General features: G+C 66.2%; 29 protein-coding genes. 14 read left to right on the forward strand and 15 right to left on the reverse strand.

The annotated features are described in order from the left end of the window. Positions 1 to 6 precede the first annotated feature (6 nt). On the reverse strand, positions 7 to 666 hold the full coding sequence (locus EJC49_RS08750) for a pentapeptide repeat-containing protein (protein ID WP_245453325.1): 660 nt from the start codon (positions 664 to 666) through the stop codon (positions 7 to 9). Between the two features lie 155 nt (positions 667 to 821). After that, a complete protein-coding gene (locus tag EJC49_RS08755; RefSeq protein ID WP_126699341.1) occupies positions 822 to 1640 on the reverse strand; it encodes a class II glutamine amidotransferase in 819 nt (272 codons plus the stop codon). Between the two features lie 161 nt (positions 1641 to 1801). Between EJC49_RS08755 and dut the strand changes: the two genes are divergently transcribed. From dut to EJC49_RS08770, 3 genes are read left to right on the forward strand one after another with little or no spacing between them, the layout of a single operon-like run. Further along, the gene (gene dut, locus EJC49_RS08760) at positions 1802 to 2257 is read left to right on the forward strand and encodes a dUTP diphosphatase (protein WP_126699343.1); all 456 of its coding nucleotides are present in this window, start codon (positions 1802 to 1804) and stop codon (positions 2255 to 2257) included. Positions 2258 to 2259: 2 nt separating this feature from the next. Then, entirely contained in the window at positions 2260 to 2949 is a 690-nt protein-coding gene (locus EJC49_RS08765) for an HAD family hydrolase (RefSeq protein ID WP_126699345.1), read from the forward strand. Between the two features lie 34 nt (positions 2950 to 2983). Continuing rightward, positions 2984 to 3793, forward strand: a complete 810-nt coding sequence (locus EJC49_RS08770; RefSeq protein ID WP_126699347.1) for an isocitrate lyase/PEP mutase family protein — start codon at positions 2984 to 2986, stop codon at positions 3791 to 3793. Between the two features lie 16 nt (positions 3794 to 3809). Here the strand turns inward: EJC49_RS08770 and EJC49_RS08775 are convergent, their stop codons facing one another. Then, positions 3810 to 4337 (reverse strand): META domain-containing protein, encoded by a 528-nt coding sequence (locus tag EJC49_RS08775; protein ID WP_170314662.1) that lies wholly within the window; start codon positions 4335 to 4337, stop codon positions 3810 to 3812. A 158-nt stretch (positions 4338 to 4495) separates the two neighbouring features. Here EJC49_RS08775 and EJC49_RS08780 point away from each other — a divergent pair, with 158 nt between their 5' ends. The 3 genes from EJC49_RS08780 (at position 4496) to cysK (ending at position 7213) form a co-directional block, all read left to right on the forward strand. Next, entirely contained in the window at positions 4496 to 5059 is a 564-nt protein-coding gene (locus EJC49_RS08780; protein WP_126699352.1) for a type 1 glutamine amidotransferase domain-containing protein, read from the forward strand. A 103-nt stretch (positions 5060 to 5162) separates the two neighbouring features. Next, positions 5163 to 6164 (forward strand): proline racemase family protein, encoded by a 1002-nt coding sequence (locus tag EJC49_RS08785; protein ID WP_126699354.1) that lies wholly within the window; start codon positions 5163 to 5165, stop codon positions 6162 to 6164. Between the two features lie 86 nt (positions 6165 to 6250). Continuing rightward, complete coding sequence (gene cysK / locus EJC49_RS08790) at positions 6251 to 7213, forward strand: cysteine synthase A (RefSeq protein WP_126699355.1); 963 nt, start codon at positions 6251 to 6253, stop codon at positions 7211 to 7213. Between the two features lie 12 nt (positions 7214 to 7225). Here cysK and EJC49_RS25595 read toward each other — a convergent pair whose 3' ends face one another. Further along, entirely contained in the window at positions 7226 to 7384 is a 159-nt protein-coding gene (locus EJC49_RS25595; protein ID WP_170314663.1) for a hypothetical protein, read from the reverse strand. Positions 7385 to 7615: 231 nt separating this feature from the next. On the opposite strand from EJC49_RS25595, the gene EJC49_RS08795 reads away from it, so the two are divergent. From EJC49_RS08795 to EJC49_RS08825, 7 genes are all read left to right on the forward strand, one after another. Next, positions 7616 to 8083 (forward strand): MaoC family dehydratase, encoded by a 468-nt coding sequence (locus EJC49_RS08795; protein ID WP_126699357.1) that lies wholly within the window; start codon positions 7616 to 7618, stop codon positions 8081 to 8083. Positions 8084 to 8377: 294 nt separating this feature from the next. Continuing rightward, positions 8378 to 9625 (forward strand): imelysin family protein, encoded by a 1248-nt coding sequence (locus tag EJC49_RS08800; protein WP_425358803.1) that lies wholly within the window; start codon positions 8378 to 8380, stop codon positions 9623 to 9625. 62 nt (positions 9626 to 9687) lie between these two features. Beyond that, entirely contained in the window at positions 9688 to 9999 is a 312-nt protein-coding gene (locus EJC49_RS08805) for a (2Fe-2S)-binding protein (RefSeq protein WP_126699361.1), read from the forward strand. Then, complete coding sequence (gene bfr, locus EJC49_RS08810; protein WP_126699364.1) at positions 9965 to 10450, forward strand: bacterioferritin; 486 nt, start codon at positions 9965 to 9967, stop codon at positions 10448 to 10450. The genes EJC49_RS08805 and bfr overlap by 35 nt, the downstream gene beginning before the upstream one ends. Positions 10451 to 10456: 6 nt before the next feature. Then, positions 10457 to 12010, forward strand: coding sequence for a di-heme oxidoreductase family protein (locus EJC49_RS08815; protein WP_126699366.1), 1554 nt, complete (start codon positions 10457 to 10459; stop codon positions 12008 to 12010). Next, positions 12010 to 13092: an imelysin family protein gene (locus EJC49_RS08820; protein WP_126699368.1), complete on the forward strand. Its 1083-nt coding sequence runs from the start codon at positions 12010 to 12012 to the stop codon at positions 13090 to 13092. The genes EJC49_RS08815 and EJC49_RS08820 overlap by 1 nt, the downstream gene beginning before the upstream one ends. 1 nt (position 13093) lies before the next feature. Next, positions 13094 to 14203, forward strand: coding sequence for a DUF1513 domain-containing protein (locus tag EJC49_RS08825; RefSeq protein ID WP_126699370.1), 1110 nt, complete (start codon positions 13094 to 13096; stop codon positions 14201 to 14203). A 24-nt stretch (positions 14204 to 14227) separates the two neighbouring features. On the opposite strand, the gene phnN is transcribed toward EJC49_RS08825, so the two are convergent. From phnN to EJC49_RS08880, 11 genes are all read right to left on the reverse strand, one after another. After that, positions 14228 to 14860 carry a phosphonate metabolism protein/1,5-bisphosphokinase (PRPP-forming) PhnN gene (phnN, locus tag EJC49_RS08830; RefSeq protein ID WP_126699372.1) on the reverse strand — a complete coding sequence of 211 codons (633 nt, stop codon included), beginning with the start codon at positions 14858 to 14860 and terminating at the stop codon, positions 14228 to 14230. Then, positions 14860 to 15999 (reverse strand): alpha-D-ribose 1-methylphosphonate 5-triphosphate diphosphatase, encoded by a 1140-nt coding sequence (locus tag EJC49_RS08835; protein ID WP_126699374.1) that lies wholly within the window; start codon positions 15997 to 15999, stop codon positions 14860 to 14862. The genes phnN and EJC49_RS08835 overlap by 1 nt, the downstream gene beginning before the upstream one ends. 1 nt (position 16000) lies before the next feature. Continuing rightward, the gene (locus EJC49_RS08840) at positions 16001 to 16708 is read right to left on the reverse strand and encodes a DUF1045 domain-containing protein (protein WP_126699376.1); all 708 of its coding nucleotides are present in this window, start codon (positions 16706 to 16708) and stop codon (positions 16001 to 16003) included. Positions 16709 to 16871: 163 nt separating this feature from the next. Continuing rightward, positions 16872 to 18227 carry a phosphonate ABC transporter, permease protein PhnE gene (gene phnE, locus EJC49_RS08845; protein ID WP_126699378.1) on the reverse strand — a complete coding sequence of 452 codons (1356 nt, stop codon included), beginning with the start codon at positions 18225 to 18227 and terminating at the stop codon, positions 16872 to 16874. Beyond that, complete coding sequence (gene phnE / locus EJC49_RS08850; protein ID WP_126699380.1) at positions 18227 to 19087, reverse strand: phosphonate ABC transporter, permease protein PhnE; 861 nt, start codon at positions 19085 to 19087, stop codon at positions 18227 to 18229. Before phnE (EJC49_RS08850) ends, phnE (EJC49_RS08845) begins: the two co-directional genes overlap by 1 nt. A gap of 64 nt (positions 19088 to 19151) precedes the next feature. Next, a complete protein-coding gene (gene phnD, locus EJC49_RS08855) occupies positions 19152 to 20057 on the reverse strand; it encodes a phosphonate ABC transporter substrate-binding protein (protein WP_126699382.1) in 906 nt (301 codons plus the stop codon). A 55-nt stretch (positions 20058 to 20112) separates the two neighbouring features. After that, entirely contained in the window at positions 20113 to 20931 is an 819-nt protein-coding gene (phnC, locus tag EJC49_RS08860) for a phosphonate ABC transporter ATP-binding protein (protein WP_126699384.1), read from the reverse strand. A 179-nt stretch (positions 20932 to 21110) separates the two neighbouring features. Then, the gene (locus EJC49_RS08865) at positions 21111 to 21725 is read right to left on the reverse strand and encodes a DapH/DapD/GlmU-related protein (protein ID WP_126699385.1); all 615 of its coding nucleotides are present in this window, start codon (positions 21723 to 21725) and stop codon (positions 21111 to 21113) included. Beyond that, positions 21722 to 22429 (reverse strand): phosphonate C-P lyase system protein PhnL, encoded by a 708-nt coding sequence (gene phnL, locus EJC49_RS08870; RefSeq protein ID WP_126699468.1) that lies wholly within the window; start codon positions 22427 to 22429, stop codon positions 21722 to 21724. Before phnL ends, EJC49_RS08865 begins: the two co-directional genes overlap by 4 nt. Positions 22430 to 22431: 2 nt before the next feature. Next, positions 22432 to 23232: a phosphonate C-P lyase system protein PhnK gene (gene phnK, locus EJC49_RS08875; protein WP_126699387.1), complete on the reverse strand. Its 801-nt coding sequence runs from the start codon at positions 23230 to 23232 to the stop codon at positions 22432 to 22434. Continuing rightward, positions 23229 to 24116, reverse strand: a complete 888-nt coding sequence (locus tag EJC49_RS08880; RefSeq protein WP_126699389.1) for an alpha-D-ribose 1-methylphosphonate 5-phosphate C-P-lyase PhnJ — start codon at positions 24114 to 24116, stop codon at positions 23229 to 23231. Before EJC49_RS08880 ends, phnK begins: the two co-directional genes overlap by 4 nt. 76 nt (positions 24117 to 24192) lie before the next feature. Between EJC49_RS08880 and EJC49_RS08885 the strand changes: the two genes are divergently transcribed. Continuing rightward, positions 24193 to 24390, forward strand: a complete 198-nt coding sequence (locus tag EJC49_RS08885) for a hypothetical protein (protein WP_126699391.1) — start codon at positions 24193 to 24195, stop codon at positions 24388 to 24390. Position 24391 lies beyond the last annotated feature (1 nt).

A 24391-nucleotide genomic window follows, 5' to 3' on the forward strand; every position in this document is an offset into this window, starting at 1 on the left:
GTCCGTTCAGTCGAAGGTGCAGGGCCATGATGGCGAAGCAGCAAGATCGCCGGGAAGCCGGGTGTTCGCGTCGCCGCAGGCAAGATCGATCTGCGCCTGAGCAAGGCCGGTTGCTGCGGAAAGATCGACGCCCTCGATCCGTGTCAGGAACATGAAGGCGCCGGTGAAGTCGATCGGCGCGTTGAGGACCGCCCCGGTGAACTGCGCGCGTGACAGGTTGGCATAGTCGAACTTCGCCCCACCGATCGATGCGCCGTTGAAGTTCGCTCGTCCGAGTTCGGCCTTTTCGAAGATGGCGTTCGTCAGCTCGGCACCCGTGAAGTCGGCTCGCTGCAACTCGGCGCTGGAGAATGCACTTCCCGGTGCGATGATGCCCGAAAAACTCGTCCGGTAGGCCTCGACGCGGGAGAAATCGGCGCCGGCCGCGTTCGCCCCCGCCAGCGACGATCGCACCAGCGTTGCTTTTTGCAGCTTCGCCCCGGTCAGTGTCGTCGAGCGGAGATCGGTCATCGTCAGGTCGGTGCCGGTCAGGTTGGCGTTTGCCAGGTTGGCGCCGCGAATGACGATATTGCTCTTGGTGCAGTCCTGCCAGTCGACTCCCGGCGCAGCCTGGCTGCGGCAATCCGCGGCCAGCGCCGCAACGCCCGACAGGGCGGAGACGGCCATGGCCAAGCCAGACGCGAGCGCCGCCAGGCCGAGGTGTTTTCGCACGTCGCATGCGCCGGGCAGGCGACCACTGGTGCGAGCGTCCGGTGTCGGCATGGTCATGGCTCCGGTTCCAGCATGCGTCGGTGGCGGGGTGGCCAGCTTTCGCAAGGTTATTACACCGAACGAAGCCGTTGCGGAAGCAGATCCGGCGTCGCGGGGGCCGCGTCGAAGCGTTGCACGATCATGCTGGAGCGGGTCGCCGTGATGAAGCTGCCCGGCGGGATCGCCTGCCAGTCGGCGCAGGCCCGGTCGAAAGGTTCCGAGACCAGGCAGCGTCCGATACCGCCTCCAAACGGCGCAGTGTAGAGCGTCGGCGCCTGGTCGTCGGTCGCATATCGCACCGCATGCAGCCGCTCGCCGTCGGAGAAGGCCGCCGTGAGGCGGATCATCGGGTCGATGCCCGCCTTCGCCGCCGCGTCCTTGACGGCCGCCACTGCGCGGCGTGTCGCGCCAAGCGGGTCGCCGTCGAGCCCGGCCTCCACCATCAGCAGGAAAAACAGCTCCGAATCGGTCGTTCCTTGCAGCGCTTCGTAGCCGGCGTCGGAGAGGCCGCTTTCGAGGTGCCGCCGCAGCCGGTCGAACTCGCCAATCTGGCCATTGTGCATGAACGACCATGGCCCCTGCACGAAGGGATGGCAGTTGGCGCGGCTGGTGGCGCCGTCGGTCGCCGCGCGCACATGGGCCAGGAACAGGCCCGAGCGGATCTGCCGGCACAGGCTCTTCAGGTTCGGGTCCGACCAGGCCGGCAGAATGTCGCGGTAGAGACCGGGTTCCCGGCGCTCGCCATACCAGGCCAGGCCGAACCCATCGCCATTGGTGGATGTCTTGGCTTCCTGCGCGCTGTGGCTTTGGGCAATCAGCGAGTGGCAGGGCGCGGTCACGATCTCTTCGAGATAGACCTCGTCACCCAGATAGGCGGCCCAGCGGCACATGATGCGTCTGCGTCCTCTTCTTGCTCCGCCGTCACGCGATTCGGCGAATCATAGTCTCCGACAGGCCGGCTAAGGAAGACTGAATGGCGGGCCAGGCGAGAACGTCAGCAAGGGTGATCACCGCGTCTTGACGGAGGTCCCGCCACCCGCCAAAGGAGCGCATGTCCATCATCCTTCCCATCGTTCGCCTGCCGCATGCGCAGGACCTCGACCTGCCAGCCTACGAGACCGCCGGCTCGGCCGGGCTCGACCTTCGAGCCGCGATCCCCGAGGACCGCAAGCTGATCCTCTTGCCTGGCAGGCGCGTCCTGGTGCCCACCGGCCTCGTCCTCGAATTGCCCGAAGGCTACGAAGGTCAGGTCCGACCGCGCTCCGGCCTCGCCCTGAAGCACGGCATCACCTGTCTCAACACGCCCGGCACCATCGATTCGGACTATCGTGGCGAGGTGCAGGTGCTGCTCGTCAATCTCGGCGACGAGGACTTCGCCATCACGCGAGGCATGCGCGTCGCCCAGCTCGTCATCGCCGCCGTGGCGCGCGCCATCGTCGAGGAGCGCAGCCTGGCTGGCGAGACGTCGCGCGGCAGAGGCGGCTTCGGCTCCACCGGAACCGCCTGACCATGCGGCCCGCCCTCGTCATCTTCGATTGCGACGGGATTCTGGTCGACACGGAGACGCTCTCCAACCGCCGCCTTGCCGAATGGCTCTGCGCGGCGGGCTACGACACGACCTACGAACACTGCCGTCGCCAGTTCGTCGGCCGCTCCATGAGCGCCGTGAAGGCCGAGGTCGAGGCGGCGGGTGTTTCGCTTGGCGCCGACTTCGTCGATCGCTGGAACGATGGCTTGGCCGCGCTTTTCGCCGACCATGTGCAGGCTGTCCCGCATGTTCGCGGGCAGATCGAGGCGATCCGGGCCTCGGGACTGCCCTACTGCGTCGCCTCATCCGCGCGCGTCACAAAGATGCATCTGACGCTCGGCGCGACCGGGCTGCTGCCCTTCTTCGAGGACGTGCTGTTCAGCGCCTCGATGGTCGAGCGCGGCAAGCCTTTCCCGGACCTCTTCCTCCACGCCGCCTCGACCATGGGCTTTTCGCCCGCCGACTGCGTGGTGATCGAGGACAGCGTGCCTGGAACGAGCGCCGGCATCGCGGCCGGCATGCGCGTGCTGTCCTATTGCGGCGACCCGCATGGCGACCGCGACGGACTGGCGGCCGCCGGCGGCGAACTGTTCGACGACATGCGGGAGCTGGCGGGAATGATCGGGCTGGACCAAACCGGCCCCTTTGCGGACGCCCTCGATCGCGCATAATCTGCCGTCGTCAGGCTTTCGACGGAGGCAGATCATGCGAGACGACAGGGGCGCGGTCTTCCGCGCGTTGCACACGCGGCCGGGCGCCTTCCTCATTCCCAACCCATGGGATGTCGGAACGGCGAAGTTTCTCGAAGCACTCGGCTTCGAGGCGTTGGCCACCACCAGCGCCGGCCATGCCTTCTCGCGCGGCCTGCCGGATGGCGGCGTACCGTTCGAGCAGATGATGGCCCATTGCAGGGAGATGGTCGCGGCGGTCGGCCTGCCGGTTTCCGCCGACCTGGAAAAGGGCAAAGGCGACACGCCCGATTCGGCCGCCGAAACGGTGTTCGCCGCCGAGGCGGCTGGGCTCGCCGGCTGCTCCATCGAGGATTTCTCCGGCGACGAGGCCGATCCGATCTATGATTTCGGGTTGGCGGTGGAGCGTATCGCGGCGGCGGCGGATGCCGCGCGCGCGCTGAAGCGCGACTTCGTTCTCACCGCGCGGGCGGAAAACTTCATCCACGACCGCCCGGACCTCGACGACACGATCCGTCGCCTGCAGGCTTTTGAAAAGGCGGGCGCCGACGTGCTCTTCGCTCCCGGCCTGTCGACGATGGACCAGGTCGAGGCGGTCTGCGCGGCCGTCACGAAACCCGTCAACGTGCTGGCGATTCCGGGCTTCACCGTTGCCGGCCTCGCGGAGGCCGGCGTCAGCCGCATCTCGCTCGGCTCCAAGCTCTCGACCGCCGCCTTCGGCGCCGTGGAAGCCGCCGCCCGCGAGATGCTCGACCAGGGCACCTTCGACTATGCGCGCAAAGGCTATTCCTTCGCGAAGCTTCAGACGATGTTTTCGGCGGGGTGAGGGGCCCGCGCCGGCCTCACTCCCGCTCCAGCACCATCATCGTCGCGCCGGCCGCGTCGCCCAGCGTCGCGCGACGTCCGTCCAGTTCGATCATCACGGCTTCCGAAAGCGCCCGGGCAATCGACTGCTCGGCCGCCATCACTGCCGGGTCGGGGCAGGCCATGCGGGTCATCGCCGCCGGCCCTGCATGCCAGGCGTCGCCGGTCTGCGTGATGCCGGCGGCGATCGCGTTGCATCCGGCCGTCGCCCGCGCCTGTCCGTCGGCGGCGATGTCGACCCGCGCGGCAGCCGCAAGCGCGGCCGTGAACGGCGTGTAGCCGCCGCTGTGCGCGTCGGCGACGCCGAGAATGCGCCAGCCTCCCACGATGGCGCTGTCCACGCTCCTTGTGCGCTGGTCGTCGGCCGAGATCAGGTGCGCCAGCGCCTTTGCGCTGGAAGGCCCGGCGATCACCCGCGCGCGCTCGGCGGAAGCCTCCACCGCCATCACGCCGGCAATGCCGACGCCCAGGCTCAGAAAGACGGCGGCGAGCTGCGGAAGTTTCATGGTGGATCCCCTCGATCGATTTCGCTGATGACGATACTCTTGCCGCAACCCGGCTGAACCGCGCCTGAATGGACGGACCGCCGCACCGGTGTCGGGGCAGGCGAACCAATTCCGGCGGAAGGCGTTGCACTGGCTCATCCCCCAACACGGAGTCCATCATGCCCGCCATCGCAACGTCTCGCATCGCCATCCTCGCCACCCACGGCTTCGAGCAGTCCGAACTGGAAGTGCCCCTCAACGACCTGCGCGCGAAGGGGGCCACCGTCGACATCGTTTCGCTCGAGGCCGGCGAGATCAAGGGCTGGGACGAGAAGGACTGGGGCGCCGCCGTTCCGGTCGACCGCACGCTGGCCGAAGCGAACGTGGCCGACTATGACGCCCTCGTCCTTCCGGGCGGCCAGATCAACCCCGACGTGCTGCGCGTCGAAAAGGCTGCGATCGACTTCATCAGGGCCTTTGACGGTGCCGGCAAGCCGATCGCCGCGATCTGCCACGCGCCTTGGCTGCTCATCGAGGCCGGGCTCCTGAAAGGCCGCCGCGCAACGTCCTATTCCTCCATCAGGACCGACATGATCAATGCCGGCGCCGTGTGGGAGGACCGTGCCGTGGTCCTCGACGGGATGATCGCCACGTCGCGCAACCCCGGCGATCTCGACGCCTTCGTGGCGACGATCGTCGAGATGGTCGAGCAGGGGCGCGAAAAGCGCCAGGCGGCCGAGTAGCCTCGACCGCCGGTCGCCGTCTCCATCGGCGGCGACCGGCTGACCGACCCCTGTTGACACCGCCCGTCCAGCCCGCTCCATTCGTCGCAGCGCGGGAGGGGCCATGGACACGCTCGAGGTGATCGACATGCACACGGGCGGCGAGCCGGTCAGGATCGTCGTGTCCGGCTATCCGCCCTTGCCGAAGGGCACGATTCTCGAAAAGCGCGCCTTCGTACGCGCCAATCTCGATCATCTGCGGAAGATCCTGATGTTCGAGCCGCGCGGCCATGCGGACATGTACGGTGCGCTGCTGGTCGAGCCCGATCTGCCGGGCGCCGACATGGCGGTGCTCTTCATGCACAACGAGGGCTATTCCACCATGTGCGGCCATGCCGTCATCGCGCTCGGGCGCTATGCGGTCGACCAGGGCTTCGTCGCGCCGGTCGAGCCGGTCACGGTCGTCAACATCGAGTGCCCTTGCGGCATGGTCGTCGCAGAGGTGGCGGTGAACGGCGGCAAGGGAGGCGCGGTGTCCTTCGAAAGCGTGCCGTCCTTCCTGTTTGCGCCCGAGCGCACGGTCGACCTGCCGGGCTTCGGGCAGATCCGTTACGACATTGCCTACGGCGGCGCGTTCTACGCGCTCGCCGACGCAGGACAGTTCGGCCTCGCCTTCGGAGACAGCCCCGCCCGTGCCTTCGCCGATGCCGCTACTGCGCTGACGAAGGCGGTGAAGCAGGCCGGCCCGCTCGCGCATCCCGACAGTCCGGACCTCGCCTACCTCTACGGCTCGATCCTGACCGACGGCGGCGATGGGTCGAACGGCATCGCCACGAAGAATGTCTGCGTGTTCGCCGACGCGCAGGTGGACCGGTCGCCGACGGGGTCCGGCGTCACGGCGCGGCTTGCCGCGATGCATGCGCTGGGCGGGGTCGCGGTCGGCGAGGCCCGCCTGTTCGAATCGATCGTCGGCTCGCGCTTCACCGGCATGGTTGCGCGCGAAACGCGAACCGGCCAACATGAGGCCATCGTCGCGCGGGTCTCCGGCCAGGCGCATTATTGCGGCAGGGCAAGCTTCACCGTCGAGGCCGACGACGAACTGGGCCGGGGCTTTCTCGTCGTCTGACGCATCGCACCGGAAGAGCCGGGCAACTATATCCGTCTGCCAGCAACCGACAACCCGCCTGCGGCGGACCCGAAGGGAGAAGACTGATGAGCGAGAAGAAGCCCGGCCGCGGCCGCGTCTACAGGTCCATCACCGAAACGATCGGCGACACGCCGATCGTCAGGCTCGACAAGTTCGCCAGCGAAAAGGGTGTCGTCGCGCATCTGCTGGCCAAGCTCGAATTCTTCAATCCGATCGCCAGCGTCAAGGACCGCATCGGTGTCGCCATGATCGAGGCGATGGAAGCCGATGGGCGGATCCGCCCTGGCGAAACGACGCTGGTCGAGCCGACATCGGGCAACACCGGCATCGCGCTCGCCTTCGCCGCCTCCGCCAAAGGCTATCGCCTCATTCTCACCATGCCCGAGACGATGTCGATCGAGCGTCGCAAGATGCTGGCCCTGCTCGGCGCCGAGCTGGTGCTGACAGAAGGCCCCAAGGGTATGAAGGGCGCGATCGCCAAGGCAGAGGAACTCGTGGCCACCATCCCGGGGGCCGTGATCCCGCAGCAGTTCGAGAACCCCGCCAATCCGGACATTCACCGCCGGACGACGGCCGAGGAGATCTGGAACGACACCGCCGGCGATGTCGACATCTTCGTTTCTGGCATCGGTACGGGCGGCACCATCACCGGCGTCGGGCAGGTTCTCAAGCAGCGCAAGCCGGGCTTGCAGGTTGTCGCGGTCGAGCCGGAAGCCTCTCCGGTCCTGTCGGGAGGCGAACCCGGCCCGCACAAGATCCAGGGCATCGGCGCCGGTTTCGCGCCGAAGATCCTCGACACGTCCGTCTATGACGAGGTGGTGCGGGTCTCCAACGAGGATGCCTTCGCCAACGCCCGCCTGCTGGCGAAGCTCGAGGGCGTGCCGGTCGGCATTTCGTCGGGAGCCGCCCTCCAGGCGGCGGCGATCGTCGGGTCGCGCAGCGAAAACGCCGGCAAGACGATGGTGGTCATCATCCCGTCCTTCGCCGAGCGATATCTCTCGACGGCGCTGTTCGACGGCCTCGGCTGAGGCGAACCGCGCTTACTGGAAGGTGATGCGTGCGCCGGTCGGTCTGACGCCGCTTTGGCGCGCGCATGCCGGCCCCGGGCCGCGCATGTAGTGCCGCTCCGGCCTGTAGCGCGGTGCGATGAAGTCGCGGATTGCTGCAGCGCAACCCATGAAGCTGCTCCAGAACGCCATGATACCAATTCCCGTCCGTCGGACTGTCCCTTCCGATTGGAACGAAACAGTATCAGAAGAAGATGAATGCTCCGTGAATTTCCGCACTTTCCGGCCCGTCTGCACGGGATGGTTAACGGTAGGTAAACGATGGTCCATGGAGAATTCGGCGCTCGCTTCCGGCCTGCGCCTACCGTCACACGGGCGCTTGTTGCAGTGCAGCATGCCTCGCACCGGAAGAAAGGCAACAAGATGGCCGAACGATCCCACCCTCTGGAAAAACTCGCAGGCCAGGTCGGCACGGAGCTAGGCGTCTCCTCCTGGGTCACCGTGGATCAGGCAATGATCGACCAGTTTGCCGCGACCACGGGCGACCACCAGTGGATCCACGTCGACACCGCGCGTGCGCAGCGGGAGAGCCCCTTCGGTTCGACGGTGGCGCATGGCTACCTGACGCTGTCGCTGGTCGCGGTCATGAGCTACGAGATCGGCGCCGTCCCCGACAATGTCGGCACGACGTTGAATTACGGGCTCGACAAGGTTCGCTTTCTCGCGCCGGTGAAATCGGGAAGCCGGGTGCGCATGCGCAGCCATCTCACCTCGCTGGATGAGAAGGCGCCCGGACAGTATCTGATGAAATGCGTTGCCACGATCGAGATCGAGGGCGAAGCGCGACCCGCGCTGATCGCCGAGACACTGGCGCTTCTCATCGTCGGTTGACAGGTCGTCGCGTAAGGCCCCGCTACGGGGCGTCAGGATGTCGCGGTGGACGTGAATCCCCGATAAAACATGACCTTCAATATCAAGTCCACTTTAGAATTGTTCTAAAACATTGATTTGAAAGGGCTTTTGCCGCACTCCGGATTGACAGGGCTCGCAAGTGGAGTCTTTATGCATCGGATCGGGGCTTGCGGGCCGCACGGGGCGCGGATGCGCGTGTGCGGATTGTCTCCGCAAACCGACTGCCTGAAGGATCAAGCCGTGCCGAGAACGACCGTTCGGACTGCCGCCGCGCTGCTTCTGCTGGGTGTGTCCCTCGCGGCGACGACCGCGCGGGCCGACACGGACCCGGTGGCGGTCCTCGCGACGTATTCCGACATCGCCCTTGCCAAGTACGAGGATTCGCTAACGACCGCGAAGGCCCTAGACACGGCCGTGGACGCGTTTCTGGCGGCGCCTTCCGAGGCGACGCTCGCCACGGCGCGGGCGGCCTGGCGCGCTGCGCGCATTCCCTATCAGCAGACCGAGGCCTATCGCTTCGGCAATCCCATCGTCGACGAGTGGGAGGGCCGGGTGAACGCCTGGCCACTCGACGAAGGGCTGATCGACTACGTCGACGCCAGCTACGGTTCGGAATCGGACGACAACGCGCTCTATACGGCAAACGTCATCGCCAATCCGACGCTCGAAATCAACGGCCGCCCCGTCGACGCGAGCGAGATCACGCCCGCTTTCCTGTCGGAAACGCTGCAGGAGGCCGGCGGCATCGAGGCGAACGTTGCCACCGGCTACCACGCGATCGAGTTTCTGCTCTGGGGACAGGATCTCAATGGCACCGGCCCGGGCGCCGGCGATCGGCCGTTCTCCGACTACGACGCGGCCAATTGCTCCGGCGGCAATTGCGAGCGCCGCGCGCAGTACCTCGATGCGGCGACCGACCTGCTCGTGTCGGACCTGGAAGAAATGGTAGCGACCTGGCAGCCGGATGGTGCCGCCCGCGCGCATCTCCTCGATGGCGATCCGCGCGCCGGCCTGTCGGCCATCCTCACCGGCCTCGGCTCGCTGTCCTATGGCGAACTCGCAGGCGAGCGCATGAAGCTAGGCCTGCTGCTGCACGATCCGGAGGAAGAGCACGACTGCTTTTCCGACAACACCCACATATCGCACCTCTACGACGTGGTCGGCATCCGCAACGTTTACCGCGGCAGCTATACCCGCATTGATGGGGCGGTGGTGGAAGGCCCGTCGATGGCCGATCTCGTCAGACAGGCCGACCCCGCTCTCGATGCGGAGCTTTCCGCCAAGCTCGACACCACCGTCGCCGCAATGGAGGCGATCGCTGCGCGCGCCGAGGCGGGCGAGGCCTACGACCAGATGATCGGCGAGGGCAATGCCGAGGGGAATGCGCTGGTGCAGGCAGGGATCGACAGCCTCGTGGACCAGACCCGCTCGATCGAACGCGTGGTCACGACGCTGAAGCTCGACGCCATTGCCTTCGAGGGATCCGACAGCCTCGACAATCCGGACGCGGTCTTCCAGTGAGCGACGTCCAACCCCATCTCAAGCCAATGGCCTGACGGCCACCAGCCGGGACGAAGTGTGAAATGCTTGTCTGCCAGTGCAACATGATCAAGCAGAGCGAAATCGAGCAGACGATCATCGGACTGCTGGATGCCGATCCCTGGCAGCTCATCGTGCCTGCGAAGGTTTACCACGCCCTTTCGAAGCGTGGTCGCTGTTGCGGCTGTTTCCCAAATGTGGTGGAAACGATCATTCGGGTCACCGAAGAGTACCACGCGCGCTCGGAGGCGAACGCCGTGGAAATCGTTTCACACCTGGACCGCGTGCGCAGTCTGCGCGGTCAATATGGGAGCAGGCGCCATGAAAGGCGAACCACAAGTCATCGAGCGGCTTAACGAGGCTCTGTTTCTGGAGCTCGGCGCGGTCAACCAGTACTGGCTCCACTACCGTCTCCTCGACGACTGGGGCTACGCGAAGCTGGCCAAGAAGGAGCGTGAGGAGTCCATCGAGGAAATGCATCACGCCGACAAGATCATCGAGCGCATCATCTTCCTGGAGGGCCACCCGAACCTCCAGTCGATCGGTGCACTGCGGATCGGCGAGAATGTCAAGGAAGTGCTCGAGGCCGATCTCGCCGGCGAGTACGACGCCCGCACCTCCTACAAGAAGTCGCGTGAGATCTGCCATCAGCTTGGCGACTACGTCACCATGCAGCTCTTCGAGGAACTGCTGAAGGACGAGGAAGGGCACATCGATTTCCTCGAGACCCAACTCGACCTCATGAAGTCGCTCGGCGAGGAAAAGTACGGTCTGCTGAACGCCGCTTCGGCGGACGGCGACGACTGAGGCGCCATGGTCATGCGGCCATCGCGCATCCTCGCGTGCCGCATGCGCTCCATGCTGTTGGTGACGGCGGTGCTCGGCGCGGGCGCCGCCGCTTTCGCGTCCGATCCCGGAACGATCCCGACCACGCGTGAAGATCTGTCGCCCTCCGATCGCGACCGCGTCGCGGCGGTCACGGCGCCGACCACCGATTTTTCCAGACCGGAGAAATCCGAGAACATGCAAGGCGGCGCGGCCACGTCGCGCAAGCTGGTCAACCAGGATGCCTTTTCCCACTTCTCCGCCAATCTGGGCTTTGCGGAGGAGGAGACCTTCAAGCTCGGAAACGCGCTGTTCCGAAAACTCTGGGTCTCTTCTCCGTCGTCGACACAGGCATCCGATGGTCTCGGGCCGCTGTTCAATGCGCGCGCCTGCCAGAGTTGCCATCTCAAGGACGGTCGCGGCCATCCGCCCGAAGGTGCGGCAGACGCCACCTCCATGTTCCTGCGCCTGTCGCGCGCGCCGCGCACGCCGCAGGAACAGCAACTCATCAAGTCGAAGTCGATCCTCAACCTGCCAGACCCGGTCTATGGCGGTCAGCTTCAGGATCTGGCCGTGCCGGGGCTGAAGGCCGAGGGCCGCGTGGTCATCGACTACGAGGACTTCACCGTCGCGCTGGACGACGGCACCGAAGTTCCGATGCGCCGGCCGACCTACTCCGTCACGGACCTTGCCTATGGCCCGATGGACGTCACGACCACGCTCTCGCCGCGCGTCACCCCGGCGATGATCGGTCTCGGGCTCGTCGAGCAGATCCACCCTGCCGACATCCTGGCGCTGGCCGATCCCGACGATGCCGATGGCGACGGAATATCCGGCCGCGCCAACATCGTCCGCGATCGGGCGACCGGTGCTCTGGCGCTCGGCCGATTCGGCTGGAAGGCGCAGAACCCGACCATCCGCGCGCAGGTCGCGAGTGCCTTTTCCGGCGACATCGGCATTTCGACCCCGGATCATCCGGATCCCTGGGGCGATTGCACCGAAGCCCAGGCCGATTGCCGCGCCGCGCCGCACGGCGTTCAGTCGAGGCTCGGGGACACGGAAGCGCCGGACCCGGTGCTCGATCTCGTGACCTTCTATTCGCAGCATCTGGCCGTGCCGGCGCGCCGCGACGTGGACGACCCCGAGGTCCTCCGCGGCAAGGAGATGTTCCACGTCCTTGGTTGTGCCGGCTGCCACACACCGAAATTCGTCACCCGCAAGGACGCGCCCAACAAGGCGCTCGCCTTCCAGCTGATCTGGCCCTATTCGGATTTCCTGCTGCACGATCTCGGTCCTGCCATGGCCGACTGGCAGCCGGTGGGCGATGCGCGCGGCGGTGAATGGCGCACCCAGCCGCTTTGGGGCATCGGCCTGACGCAGACGGTCAGCGGTCACACCTTCTTCCTGCATGACGGCCGCGCCCGCAGCCTGACTGAGGCCATCCTGTGGCACGGCGGCGAGGCCGAAGCCGTGACCGACGGCTTCAAGGCGCTGCCGAAGTCCGACCGCGACGCGCTCCTCAGGTTCCTGGAATCGCTGTGATGTTCCTTCGACGCCTGCTCTTCGTCGCCTGCCTCGTGCCGGTTTCCTGCGCTTCGGCCATGTCCGCCGAACCCCCGGGCGCAACCGCCATGGTGCAAGGCGTGATCGAGCGCTACGTCGCGCCCGCCTATGGGACGTTTGCGTTGACGTCACGCGAATTGGGTGATGCCGTCGACGCGCTATGCGCGGAGCCGTCGCCGCAGCGGCTCGCGGGTGCGCGCGCCGCCTTCGCCGAAACCGTCGATGCCTGGTCGCGGGTCGAACTGGTTCGCTTCGGCCCGGTCACGGACGGAAACCGCCTTGAACGCGTACTCTACTGGCCCGACCGGCGCTCGACCGGCCTCAAGCAGGTGCAGTCGCTCCTGGCGGAGGAAAACGCCGCCGCGCTCGACGTCGCGGCCCTCGCCTCCAAGAGTGTCGCCGTGCAGGGGCTCGGCGCGCTGGAATTCGCCCTCTTCGGCACCGGCGCCGACGACATGACCCGCCTGGCCGGCTACCGTTGCGCCTACGCTGCGGCGATTGCCGCCAACGTCGAGACGATTGCCGAAGCGCTTGAAACCGCCTGGTCTGCGGGCGAGGGCGCGGCCGGCCTCTGGGCGGCGCCCGGCCCCGACAATCCGCTCTACCGCGACGGCGGCGAGGCGCTGGGCGAACTGCTGGACATCATGATCCATGGCCTGGAACTCGTCCGTGACGTCCGCATCAACGGCTTCCTCGGCGCCGCCGCGTCCGGCGACAGGCCCAGGCAGGCGCTGCTCTGGCGGTCTGGTCAGACGGTCGCGACGCTGCGCGGCAATCTCGCCTCGATCGAGGGTCTGCTCGAGGCCGCCGACATGGAAGCCCATCTCCCCGAGGATCGCCGCTGGGTTGTCCGCTCGGCCCTGTTCGAGCTCGCCAATGCGCAGCGAGCGCTGGCCGGGATCGAGGTCGAACCGGTGGAGGACCTCCTCGCCGATCCCGAAAGCCGGGCCACGCTCGAATACGTCCGTCTCGTCACCGCGAGCCTGTCGGACGTCATCGGCCGCCAGCTCAGCGGCGAGTTCGGCCTGACCGCCGGCTTTTCCTCGCTCGACGGCGACTGACATGCGCCACCGTCCGCGCGCGCCTCTGGTCGACCGCCGCGCTTTCCTGAAGGCGGCAGGCAGCGTCTTCCTCGCCGGGCTGGCACCCGGAGCCGCCAGGGCCATGCTCGCGACAGACGCGGTGTTCGCCACGGCCTATGCCGACCGCCAGGGCCGCTATGGAATTGCGCTGCTTTCCGAGACGGGCCGTCTGCTCCACGCGCTGCCTTTGCCCGACCGAGGCCACGACATCGCCTTCGATCGCACCTTTGGCCGCTCCGCGGCCTTCGCCCGGCGTCCGGGCACCTTCGCTCTCGTCTTCGACCATGCCGGCCGCGGCGAGCCGCTGGCCATCGCCGCCGCCCCAGGCCGCCATTTCTTCGGCCACGGCGTGTTTTCGCCAGACGGTCGGCTGCTATATGCCACCGAAAATGATGTCGACGCCGCCGCGGGCCGGATCGGCGTCTACGATGCGACCGACGGATTTGCCCGCATCGGCGAGTTTCCGACCCATGGCATGGACCCGCACGAGCTTCTTTTGATGTCCGACGGCCGCACGATCGCGGTCGCCAATGGCGGTATCGAAACTCATCCGGATTACGGCCGTGCCAAGCTCAATCTCGCCACCATGAAGCCGTCGCTCGCCTTCCTCGACCGTGAGACCGGCGCCCTCGTCGAGCGCCACGAACTGTCGCCCGACCTGCACAAGCTGTCGATCCGCCACATGGATCTCGACGCCCGTGGGCGTGTCTGGTTCGGCTGCCAGTACGAAGGGCCTGCCCTCGACCGCCCTCCTCTCGTCGGAACCGTGCGGCCCGGCGAGGCGATGGCTCTTCTCGACATGCCGCCGGACATTCTGTCGGGCTTGCGCAACTACATTGGGTCCGTCGCAGCGAACCCGGCCGCCGGCACGGTGGCCGTCTCCTCGCCGCAGGGGAACCGCATGGCGGTGATCGACGCCACGACCGGCACTGTTCTGGCGGTTCGTTCGCTCACCGAGGTCTGTGGCCTTGCGGCCGACCGCGACGGCTTCCTCGCCACGACGGGCGAGGGGCGCATCGTGCCGGTTTCGGGCGGCGAGGCGACGCTGCCCGACCATGTCTGGGACAACCATATCCTCAGGATCGGCTGACGCGACCCGGGTGCGCGACACGCCTTACAGATCGACCGGCGCCGCGGCCATCTCGCCGGCAGAGCGGATTGCCGCGACCAGAGCTTCGCCGGCCTGTTCGATCGGTCCGTCATTGACGATCGACGTGACCGCGCCGCTGACACCGTCCGCACCGGCGGCCGCGCGGGCAAGCCTTGCCGACACCTCGTCCGCGCTTTCGCGGCCGCGCGCCATCAGCCGCTTTGCCAGCGTTTCGGGGCTTGCGGTGATGGCCACCACGAGGACATGGCGATAGCGCACCTTGAGCGCCGGAAGAGCCGCCCGCGACAGGTTGGCGACGACGGTGTGACCGGCTGCGATCTGTCGATCGACGCTCGCCGGCAATCCATAGTGCAGACCGTGCGCGTCCCATGACAGGGAAAAGGCCCCGCCCGCCCGCGCATGTTCGAAAGCCTCGGGCGACAGCGAATCATGATCCTCCGTCGAACCGTCGGCCGCGCGCGTGATCACCCGGCGCACGAAATGCACCGGCGCGCGCTCGTCGGCGCCCAGCCGCGCCTTGGCATAGGCGATCAGCGTGTCCTTGCCGACCCCGCTCGGGCCGACGATCGCCACGAACGCGCCCTGGCGTTCCCGCTGGTCGCGGCTTCTCGGCTTCACCTCCAGCTGCGTTTCCATCAGGCCACGCGGCGGCCTTCGCGCCAAACGGAGCGGACCACCGGAATGTGCTCGTCCACGCGCACGCGCACGAGATCGGCCCGTTTGCCCACGGCGATCTCGCCGCGATCGGTCAGCCCGGTCGCCGCCGCCGGGTTCTTCGAAACCATCGCCACGGCCTGCGGCAGCGAGACTGAATCCACCACGTCGCCCAGGAAGAAAGCCGACTGGATGAGGCTGTAGGGGATGTAGTCCGATGACAGGATGTCGAGGCAGCCATGTTCGGCCAGTTCGCGCGCCGAGACGTTGCCCGAATGCGATCCGCCGCGCACGACGTTCGGCGCGCCCATCAGAACGCCCATGCCGGCACGCTTGGAGGCGGACGCCGCCGCCAGCGTGGTCGGGAACTCGGCCACCTTGATCCCTTGCTCGATCGCCTCGTCGACATGCGCTGTCGTTGCGTCGTCATGGCTGGCGAGCACGATGCCGCGCTCCTGGCAGGCTTGCGAGATCGCCATGCGATTGCGGCGCGAGTTGCGATCCGACTGGGCGATGCGCGTTTCGCAGAAGCGGATGAATTCCTCATCCGTCAGTTTCAGCTTACGCTGATAATAGTGGGAATAGGTCTCCAGATTGACGAACTGCCGTTGTCCCGGCGCGTGGTCCATCAGCGAGGCGAGCCTGACGCGGGCATCGCCATCGAAATGGGCGAAGCCGTCCAGGCAATCATCGGCCGAGACCTCGCAGCGAAGGTGAATGAAGTGGTCGGCGCGCAGCCGGTCCTTGGCGACGCCGTCCTCGATCGCGTCTGCGAGCTTGCGCATGTCCTGCGCCGTGATCTCCGGATCTTCGTCCATGCCGACGCGCAGGGCGTCGAAGACGGTGGTGATACCCGACGTCGCCACCTGCGCGTCATGGGCCAGCACGGCGGCGAGCGGGTTCCAGCGCACTTTCGGCCGAGGGGCATAGTGGCCTTCCAGATGGTCGGTGTGCAGTTCCACCAGCCCGGGGATCAGGTAGTCGCCGCCGAGATCCTCGCCATGGCGCGTGGCACCCGGTGAGACGTCGGAGATCAGCCCGTCGCGGATGGCGACCGAGCCCTCGACGATCTCGTCGGCGAGCACGATGCGGGCGTTGGTGAAGATGAGGTCGGTCGACATGTCATGCGATCTTTCGTTGCGGCATCCGCCCGAGCGCGCGGTGCGCAAGGACGGTGAAGGGTGCGCCGGGCTCGGGCTCGACGAACAGCGCGATCGAGCCGACGACCAGAGGCTCGTCGAGCAGCGATCCGAAGTGGCTCTCGATCGCGCCGCGCAGCCGGTCCGCGTCCGCTGCCGGCACCTGGCCGGACAGGGTCATGTGAAAGCGGAAAGCCTCGAACACGTATGGATAGCCCCATTGCTGCAGATATTTGAGCTCGGCGGGCTTCAGTTTGCCGGGGTTGCGCCGCGCGAGATCAGACTCCGACATCGGGGCGCGAAAGCGGTCGAACGCAACCACGATGTCGCTTGCCAGCCGGTCGAGGGGCTCGCTGCGCTGTGCTGGCGTGAGAGCGAAGAAGCGGTCGATCTGCGACAGCCGAACCTGTGGCAGCACCACCGGCTCGACGGCTTCGGCGAAGGTATCGAAAGCCGTGAGCAGGCTGTTCTCCGTCTCGATTCCTGCCAGTTCGAAAGGCGCCTTCAAGGTGGCGTGAAAGCCGTATCGGCGGGCGGAGGCGGTGAAGTAGGCCAGTTCCTCGCGCGACAGGTCGGCCATGTCTGGCCGCTCGACCGCCAACCCCGTGAAAACGTCGCGGCCGAGCCACCGTGCCGCGGCGGACGTCATCGGGTCACCCTTCGGGGGCGTGAAATAAATGGCGTATCGCATGGGAACATCCTCGCCGGAGGCGATGGCATAGGTGATTTTCGTGACAGAATGACGAAGCGGGACCCGCTTGCGTATAGCAGATGCGCCGCCCCCCGTCATGGCGCCGAAACCAAACGGTTGCCGTCGGGACGTATCCCTTCCGTGCCCGCTGTCGTCGCCGCCCTCAGAGGGCGGCCGGGTTCGTCGTGCGGCCAATCAGCTTCTGTCGCAGCCAGCCCGAAACGATGTCCATGGTGCTGACCATCAGCAGCGTCAGGATGATGTAGTAGCTGACCTCCTCCCAATCCTTCTGCGTCTGGATCGCCTGGGTCAACAGCAGGCCGATGCCGCCGCCAACGATGGCGCCGATGATCGTCGCGCTGCGGGTATTGGATTCCAGGTAATAGAGCACCTGGCTCAGGATCACCGGCGCAACCTGCGGGATGACGCCGAAGCGGTTGCGCTGGATCGCATTGGCGCCTGTCGAGCGCAGGCCGTCGATCTGCTTGTTGTCGACGTTTTCCAGCGCTTCCGAAAACAGCTTGCCGAAGGAGCCGGTGTCGGTGAGCAGGATCGCCAGCGATCCCGTCAACGGGCCCGGGCCGAAGGCGCGCGACAGGATGATCGTCCAGATCAGCCCGTCCACGCCGCGCAGGAAGTCGAACAGCCGGCGGATGCCGAAACGCACCAGAAAGCTCGGCGAAAAGTTGATGGCCGCCGCGAAGGCGAGGGGAAAGGCGACCAGCATGGCGCCCATCGTGCCGAGAAACGCCATCAGCACGGTTTCGAAGATCGCCCAGACGACATCCTTGTGTCGCCACATCTCGTTGTTCCAGAAATCGGATGCCATGGCGCCGATGTTGGACTGGCCGGGCCGGACCTGGTCGCCGCTGACTGCGAGGCTGGCGAGTTCGCCCCAGGACTTGCCGGCGAACGGGCTGTCGAGCGTGAAGAAGAACAGTTCCCACCCGGCGAAGTATCGCAACGCCTCGGTGCGGTTGCGGGTGACAGAGACGCGTCCTGCGGCCCGGTTGATCGAGACGCGTGTGTTCGAGGCATTGATCCAGTCGGGCAGCGGGCCTTGCGGCGTGTCGAGCACGATGCCGTCGTCGGTCCGGCGGATCGACACGAGCCCGTAGCCCGGAACGTCGTAACGCACCGCGCCCGGGTCGAAGCGGACGATCTCGCCGCCGCCGAGTTCGACCACCACCGACTGGCCGTCCCGCTGAACCCAGTCGGGCCACGCGTCGTCGGCATACTTGCCCTTGTTCTCGCCCTCGATAGCCACGCTCGTCTCGCCCGAGCGGTTGTCCTGCGACACGTGGACCTTGTGGCTGTAGGTGTCGGCGAGCAGGATTCTGGCGTTGTCCATCCGCGCCCGCTCGGCGAGGCCCGGAATGTCGAAGGCGAAGAACACGTAGACGAAGTAGGCGAGGATGATGGCGGGCACGCCGAAGGCGACAAGCCGCTTGCGGCGGAAGAGGCCCACGGCCGTCGCGCGGGTCCGTGCTGGATCATAGCCGATGTCGGCGACAGCCATCAGAACCCCCTCACGAGCTTGTTGCGGAAGTGGCTCGATGTCTGGTCGATCACCACGATTGTCAGGAAGAGCAGGATAAAGATTGCAGCCGCCGCGTCGTAGCGGCCGGTCCCCCAGGAGATGGCGATGCGCAGTTCCGATCCGATGCCGCCCGCGCCGACGAAGCCCAGGATGGCCGAGGCACGCACATTGATCTCGAACCGCAGCAGCGCATAGGATAGATAGTTGGGCGCGACCTGCGGCATCACGCCGAGCCACATGCGCTGCAGCCAGGAGGCGCCGACAGACGTCAGGCCCTCGACCGGCTTCAGGTCGGCGTTTTCGTTGACTTCGGAAAACAGTTTGCCCAGCGCGCCCGCCGTGTGGAAGGTGATGGCGATCATGGCCGGCACCGGTCCACCGCCGAGAATGAAGATCAGCACCAGCGCGATCACCACCTCGGGCAGGGCGCGCATGACGTCCATCGCGCGGCGGAAGACGCCGATCAGGCGGGGCCAGCGCGCCAGCCCGCGCGTGGAAAGAAGAGACAGCAGGATGGCGAAAATCGCACCGATGAGCGTCGAGACGGCGGCGATGTTGATGGTTTCGACCAACGCAGGGAAATACATGGCCAGATTGCCGGGAAGCGCCGCCGACTTCTCGAACGCCTCCTTGATCAGTTCGGCCGGGAAATCGAAGATGCGGCTGAGGCCGGACCAGAAGCCGCCTGCGTTGCGGCTGTCGGCGAGATCGAACCCGGCCGCGAGCATGGCGACGAAGACGATGAGGACGATGCCGGAGTAAATGCGCTTGCGCTGCACCATGGCCATATAGCCGGCCTTGATGTTGTCGACCGGTGCGCCGATCGTCAGATTCGCCATGCCCGTCCCCTTGAAAATGCGAACGGACGGGCTCGCGAGAGCCCGTCCGTCGATGTCAGCCTGATCAGTTGGTCTGTGCTTTGCGCAGGTCGATCATGGTCTGGTAAGCGTCGTGCGCGATCGGCATGAAGCCTGCTGTCTCGCCAGCGGCCATCTTGTAGGCGCAGTCCTTGTCCTTGGCGTGCAGGCCCTTCAGGAAGTCGACCATTTGGGTCTTCACGTCCGCAGGCAGCGCCTTGCGCAGCACGATCGGGCCCTCCGGGATCGGCTTCGACTTCCAGATCTCGACGATGTCGTTCATGTCGACGATGCCGGAGTCGACGGCCTTGCGCAGCGCGCCCGAATTGTATCCGTCTTCCCAGTCACCCTGGCCATCGGCCCAGGTCACGCCGGCATCCACGTCGCCATTGACGACCGCGACGATGGTCTGCTCATGGCCGCCGGTGAAGACGACCTCGCCGAAGTAGGCGCCGTTTTCCATGGTCGCGCCGGTTTCCTGCGGGATCTCGACGGCGGGAATCAGATAGCCCGAGGTCGAGTTCGGGTCGCCGAAACCGAACTTCTTGCCCTTCATGTCGGCCAGCGAGGTGATGCCGCTGTCCGTGCGGGCAAAGCCGATCGAATGATAGGCGAAGGAACCGTCGAGGTTGGTCTTGACCAGCACGACGTCGACCGCTTCCGGGTCCGTCAGGTAGGTCTTGGCGTAGGCCGATGCGCCGAGCCAGGCCATGTCGATCGTGCCGCCGAGAAGGCCCTGAATCACGCCGTCATAATCGGCCGGGGTGAAGATCTTGGTCGGTACGCCGAGCAGTTCCTCGGTATAGGCGCGAACGCACTCGTTCGAGGTCATGCGGTCCTGGGCGTTCTCGCCGCCGAGGATGCCGATGCGGAATTCGCTGATCTTGTCCTGGGCCAGGGCCGGGGCGGCCAGGGCGGCAGTCGCGAGCAGCGCTGCGAGCAGTTTCTTCATGAAGTCTCTCCTTTGGACGATGGTCCGCGACCGTCGGTCGTCGGATGGGGCAAACTCAAAGCGCGTAGGCGGGCTCGAGCGAGGGGGTCGGGCGCGACAGGCTTTCGATGGACGTGGACGTGGCTTCCTCGGAGAAGCTCTCGTCGGCGCCGTAAATCTCGCGCGCGGCCGACGTGGTCAGGTCCTCGGGCAGGCCGTCGAACACGATCTCGCCGCCGCGCATCCCGATGACCCGGTCGCAATAGCGGCGCGCGGTGTCGAGCGTATGCAGGTTGCACACGATCATGCGGCCGTCCTCGTCGTGGATCTTGCGCAGCGCGTCCATCACCACCTGCGCGTTCATCGGGTCGAGCGAGGCGATGGGTTCGTCGGCGAGGATGATCTTGGGGTCCTGCATCAGCGCGCGCGCGATCGCCACGCGCTGCTGCTGGCCGCCCGACAGCGCCTCCACGCGCTTCTGCGCATGATCGGCGATCCCCAGCCGCTCCAGGATGTCGATCGCCTGGTGGATATCGTCGCGAGGAAAGAGGTTGAGCACGGTGCTCATGGTCGAGCGACGGTTCAGCGTCCCATGAAGCACATTCGAAACAACATCGAGGCGTGGCACGAGGTTGAACTGCTGGAAGATCATGGCGCAGTCGCGTTGCCAGGAGCGCAGTGCCGAGCCGTTCAGTGCAGAGACTTCGGTGCCGCCGAAGATGATCTTGCCTTCGGACGGATCGATCAACCGGTTGATCATACGCAGCAGCGTGGACTTTCCGGCGCCGGACCGGCCAATGATCCCCACCATCTGGCCTTCGGGAATGCGGACCTGGACGTTCTTCACGGCGACGTTGGCGCCGAAGCGGCGTGTCACCTTCTGGATCTCGAGCATGGAACTCCCTGTCGCGCTTTTGTCTCGCGTCGGGAGAACCGGGTATCGGAGTTCAGTGAAGGGTGAATGTCAGGGATATGACAGTTGTGTTACGGTTCACAGTTGCTCCGAAGGTTCGTCGGATAATCTGGTGATCGTTCGACTTTTCAGTCCATGGCCGTGTCTTTCCGGGGCGGCATCTACCCTTCGTGTTTCTCCAGAAACGCCTCCGCCGATAGCGTCCTGAAATCGTCGAGCGCGGCTCCCAGGCGGTCGTGACTCCAGTCCCACCAGCCGAGCGCCTGGTAACGTTCGGCCGTGCACTTGTCGAAGCGCTGGCGGATCGGCCGCGCCGGCACGCCTCCGACGATGGTATAGGGCGCGACATCCCTGGACACGACCGCGCCGGCGCCGATCACCGCCCCGTCTCCCACGGTGACGCCGGGCAGAATCGTCGCGCCATGTCCGAGCCAGGTATCGTGGCCGATCGTCACCTTGTGGTCCCGTCGCCAGCCGAAGAAGGCGTCGTCATTCTCTGCGGCGGGCCAATAATCAGCCGAGCGGTAGGTGAAATGGTGCAGTGTCGGTCGCCAGGTCGGATGGTTGGTGGCGTTGATGCGGCAGGCGGCGGCGATGTTGGCGAATTTGCCGATCTGCGCGCACCACGCCGAGCCGTCCCGCATGATGTAGGAGTAATCGCCGAAGGTGGTGTCGGTGATCTGGCAGCGCTCGGCGATCTCGGTATACCGCCCCAGCGTCGAGTTAGAGACCTCCGCTGTCGGGTGGATGAGCGGCTCGGGAGACAGCCTGGTCATGCCGCCACCTTCTTCGGTGCGAAGCGGGTGACGTCGATGACCGCGTCGGCCACCGCCTCGCGTACGTCCTGATCGTGAAAGATGCCGAGCAGGGCGACGCCGGCCTGCTTCTTCTCGGCGATCAGATCGATGACGACCTGGCGATTCACCGCATCGAGCGACGCCGTCGGCTCGTCGAGCAGCAGGATCGGGTGACTGGTGATGAAGCCGCGCGCGATGTTGACGCGCTGCTGTTCGCCGCCCGAGAAGGTCGCGGGTGGCAGGGACCACAAGGTCTTCGGCAGGTTCAGCCGGGCAAGAAGGGCGGCTGCGCTGTCGCGTGCCGCCTCGCGGTCCGCACCCGCCGTGGTCAGCGGTTCGGCCACGACGTCGAGGGCCGACACGCGCGGCACCGTGCGCAGGAACTGGCTGACATAGCCGATCGTTTCGCGCCGCACCGACAGCACTACGCGCGGCGCTGCGCGGGCGATGTCGACGAGCATGCCGCGATGCTGCACGATGATCTGGCCGGTGTCGACGCTGTAGTTGCCGTAGAGCATCTTCAGGATGGAGCTCTTGCCGGCGCCCGACGGGCCGCCGAGCACGGCACATTCGCCGGCTCTCAGCGAGAAGGAAACGTCGTCGACGACCGGCAGCTTCAGCCCACCGCGCAGATGCATTGTGAAGCCCTTGGCGACTTCGGATACGACGAGGGGAGTGGCCATCATCACACCTGCAGGATCGAGGAAACGAGCAATTGCGTATAGGCTTCGCGCGGATCGTCGAGCACGCGGTCGGTCAGGCCGGTCTCGATCACGCGGCCGTCCTTCATCACCATCATGCGGTGCGATAGAAGCCGCGCGACGGCCAAGTCGTGCGTGACCACGATCGCCGCCAGCCCGAGATCGGCCACCAGCCCGCGCAGGAGGTCGAGCAGCCGCGCCTGCACCGAGACGTCCAGCCCGCCGGTCGGCTCGTCCATGAACACCAGCCTGGGCGACGTGACGAGGTTGCGGGCGATCTGCAAACGCTGGCGCATGCCGCCCGAAAAGGCGCGGGGCTCGTCGTCGATGCGGTCGGCGCCGATTTCGACCCGACCGAGCCAGTCGATCGCGGTCGAGCGGATGTTGCCGTAGTGACGGTCGCCCACCGCCATCAGCCGTTCGCCGACGTTCGCGCCGGCCGAGACGGTCATCCGCAGGCCGTCGGCCGGGTTCTGGTGCACGAAGCCCCAGTCCGTGCGCATCAGGAATCGCCGCTCGGCCTCGCTCATGCGGTAGAGTTCGCGCCACGTATGGTCGCGCATGCGGTAGGACACCGTGCCCGACGTCGGCATCAGCCGCGACGAGATGCAGTTGAGCAGCGTCGTCTTGCCGGAGCCGGATTCGCCAACCACCGCCAGTACTTCGCCGGGCCACAGCTCGAAGGAAACGTCCTCGCAGCCGGTGCGCGCGCCGTAGGACTTGGAGACGGAGGAGACGCGCAGCAGGGGCGTGTCGTCCGCCGGTGAAGAAACCGTAACGCTCATCGCACCGCCTCCAGGCCGTCCACCGCCATGCCGAGTTCGCCGACATGTCCCGCCTCGCGCCGCTTCTCGCAGAAGTCGGTGTCGGAGCAGACGAACATCCGCCCGCCGCGATCGTCGAGGATCACCTCGTCGAGATAGACCTGCTCGGCGCCGCACAGCGCGCAGGGCTTTTCGAACCTCTGCACCTCGAACGGATGGTCCTCGAAGTCGAGGCTCACGACGCTGGTGTGAGGCGGGATGGCGTAGATCCGCTGCTCGCGGCCGGCCCCGAAAAGCTGCAAGGCCGCCGACATGTGCATCTTCGGATTGTCGAACTTCGGCGTCGGCGACGGGTCCATCACGTAGCGCCCTTCCACCTTCACCGGATAGGCATAGGTCGTGGCGATGTGGCCGTTGCGGGCGATGTCCTCGTAGAGCTTCACGTGCATCAGCCCGTACTCCTCCAGCGCGTGCATCTTGCGCGTCTCGGTCTCGCGCGGTTCCAGGAAGCGCAGCGGCTCGGGAATCGGCACCTGGTAGACGAGCGTCTGGCCCTCGCTGAGCGGATGCTCGGGGATGCGGTGGCGGGTCTGGATGATCGTCGCCCGGGCCGTGTCCGTGGTGGTTTCCACGTCCGCCACCTTGCGGAAGAAGGCGCGGATCGACACTGCGTTGGTGGTGTCGTCGGCGCCCTGGTCGATGACCTTGAGCACGTCGTCGGGACCGATGATCGAGGCCGTTACCTGCACGCCGCCCGTGCCCCAGCCATAGGGCATCGGCATTTCGCGACTGGCGAAGGGCACCTGATAGCCCGGGATCGCGATACCCTTGAGAATCGCGCGCCGGATCATGCGCTTCGTCTGCTCGTCCAGATAGGCGAAGTTGTATGTGGCGATATCGCTCATTTTATCGATCCGCTTCGGCTGGTTTCAACGTTTCGCCAGTATTGTTTGCTATCAAATGGGTGGACGGGGAAACGATATGGACATCCTGACTCACGTGCTTCCGCTGAAGTCGGCAATTCTGGCGATCGGCTGCGTTTCGGCCGTCGGGGTGCTGTTTGCGCTCGGCCGTTCGAGTGCGCGCAACTGGGACCATTCCTGCATCAGCCCCTTCGGAAAGCATGACGGCGACGGCTGGTCGGAACGCCGCGAGGCGACCGTGAGGGGCGACGACTGAC

This window comes from Aquibium carbonis (assembly GCF_003970795.1).
GTDB classification, from domain to species: domain Bacteria; phylum Pseudomonadota; class Alphaproteobacteria; order Rhizobiales; family Rhizobiaceae; genus Aquibium; species Aquibium carbonis.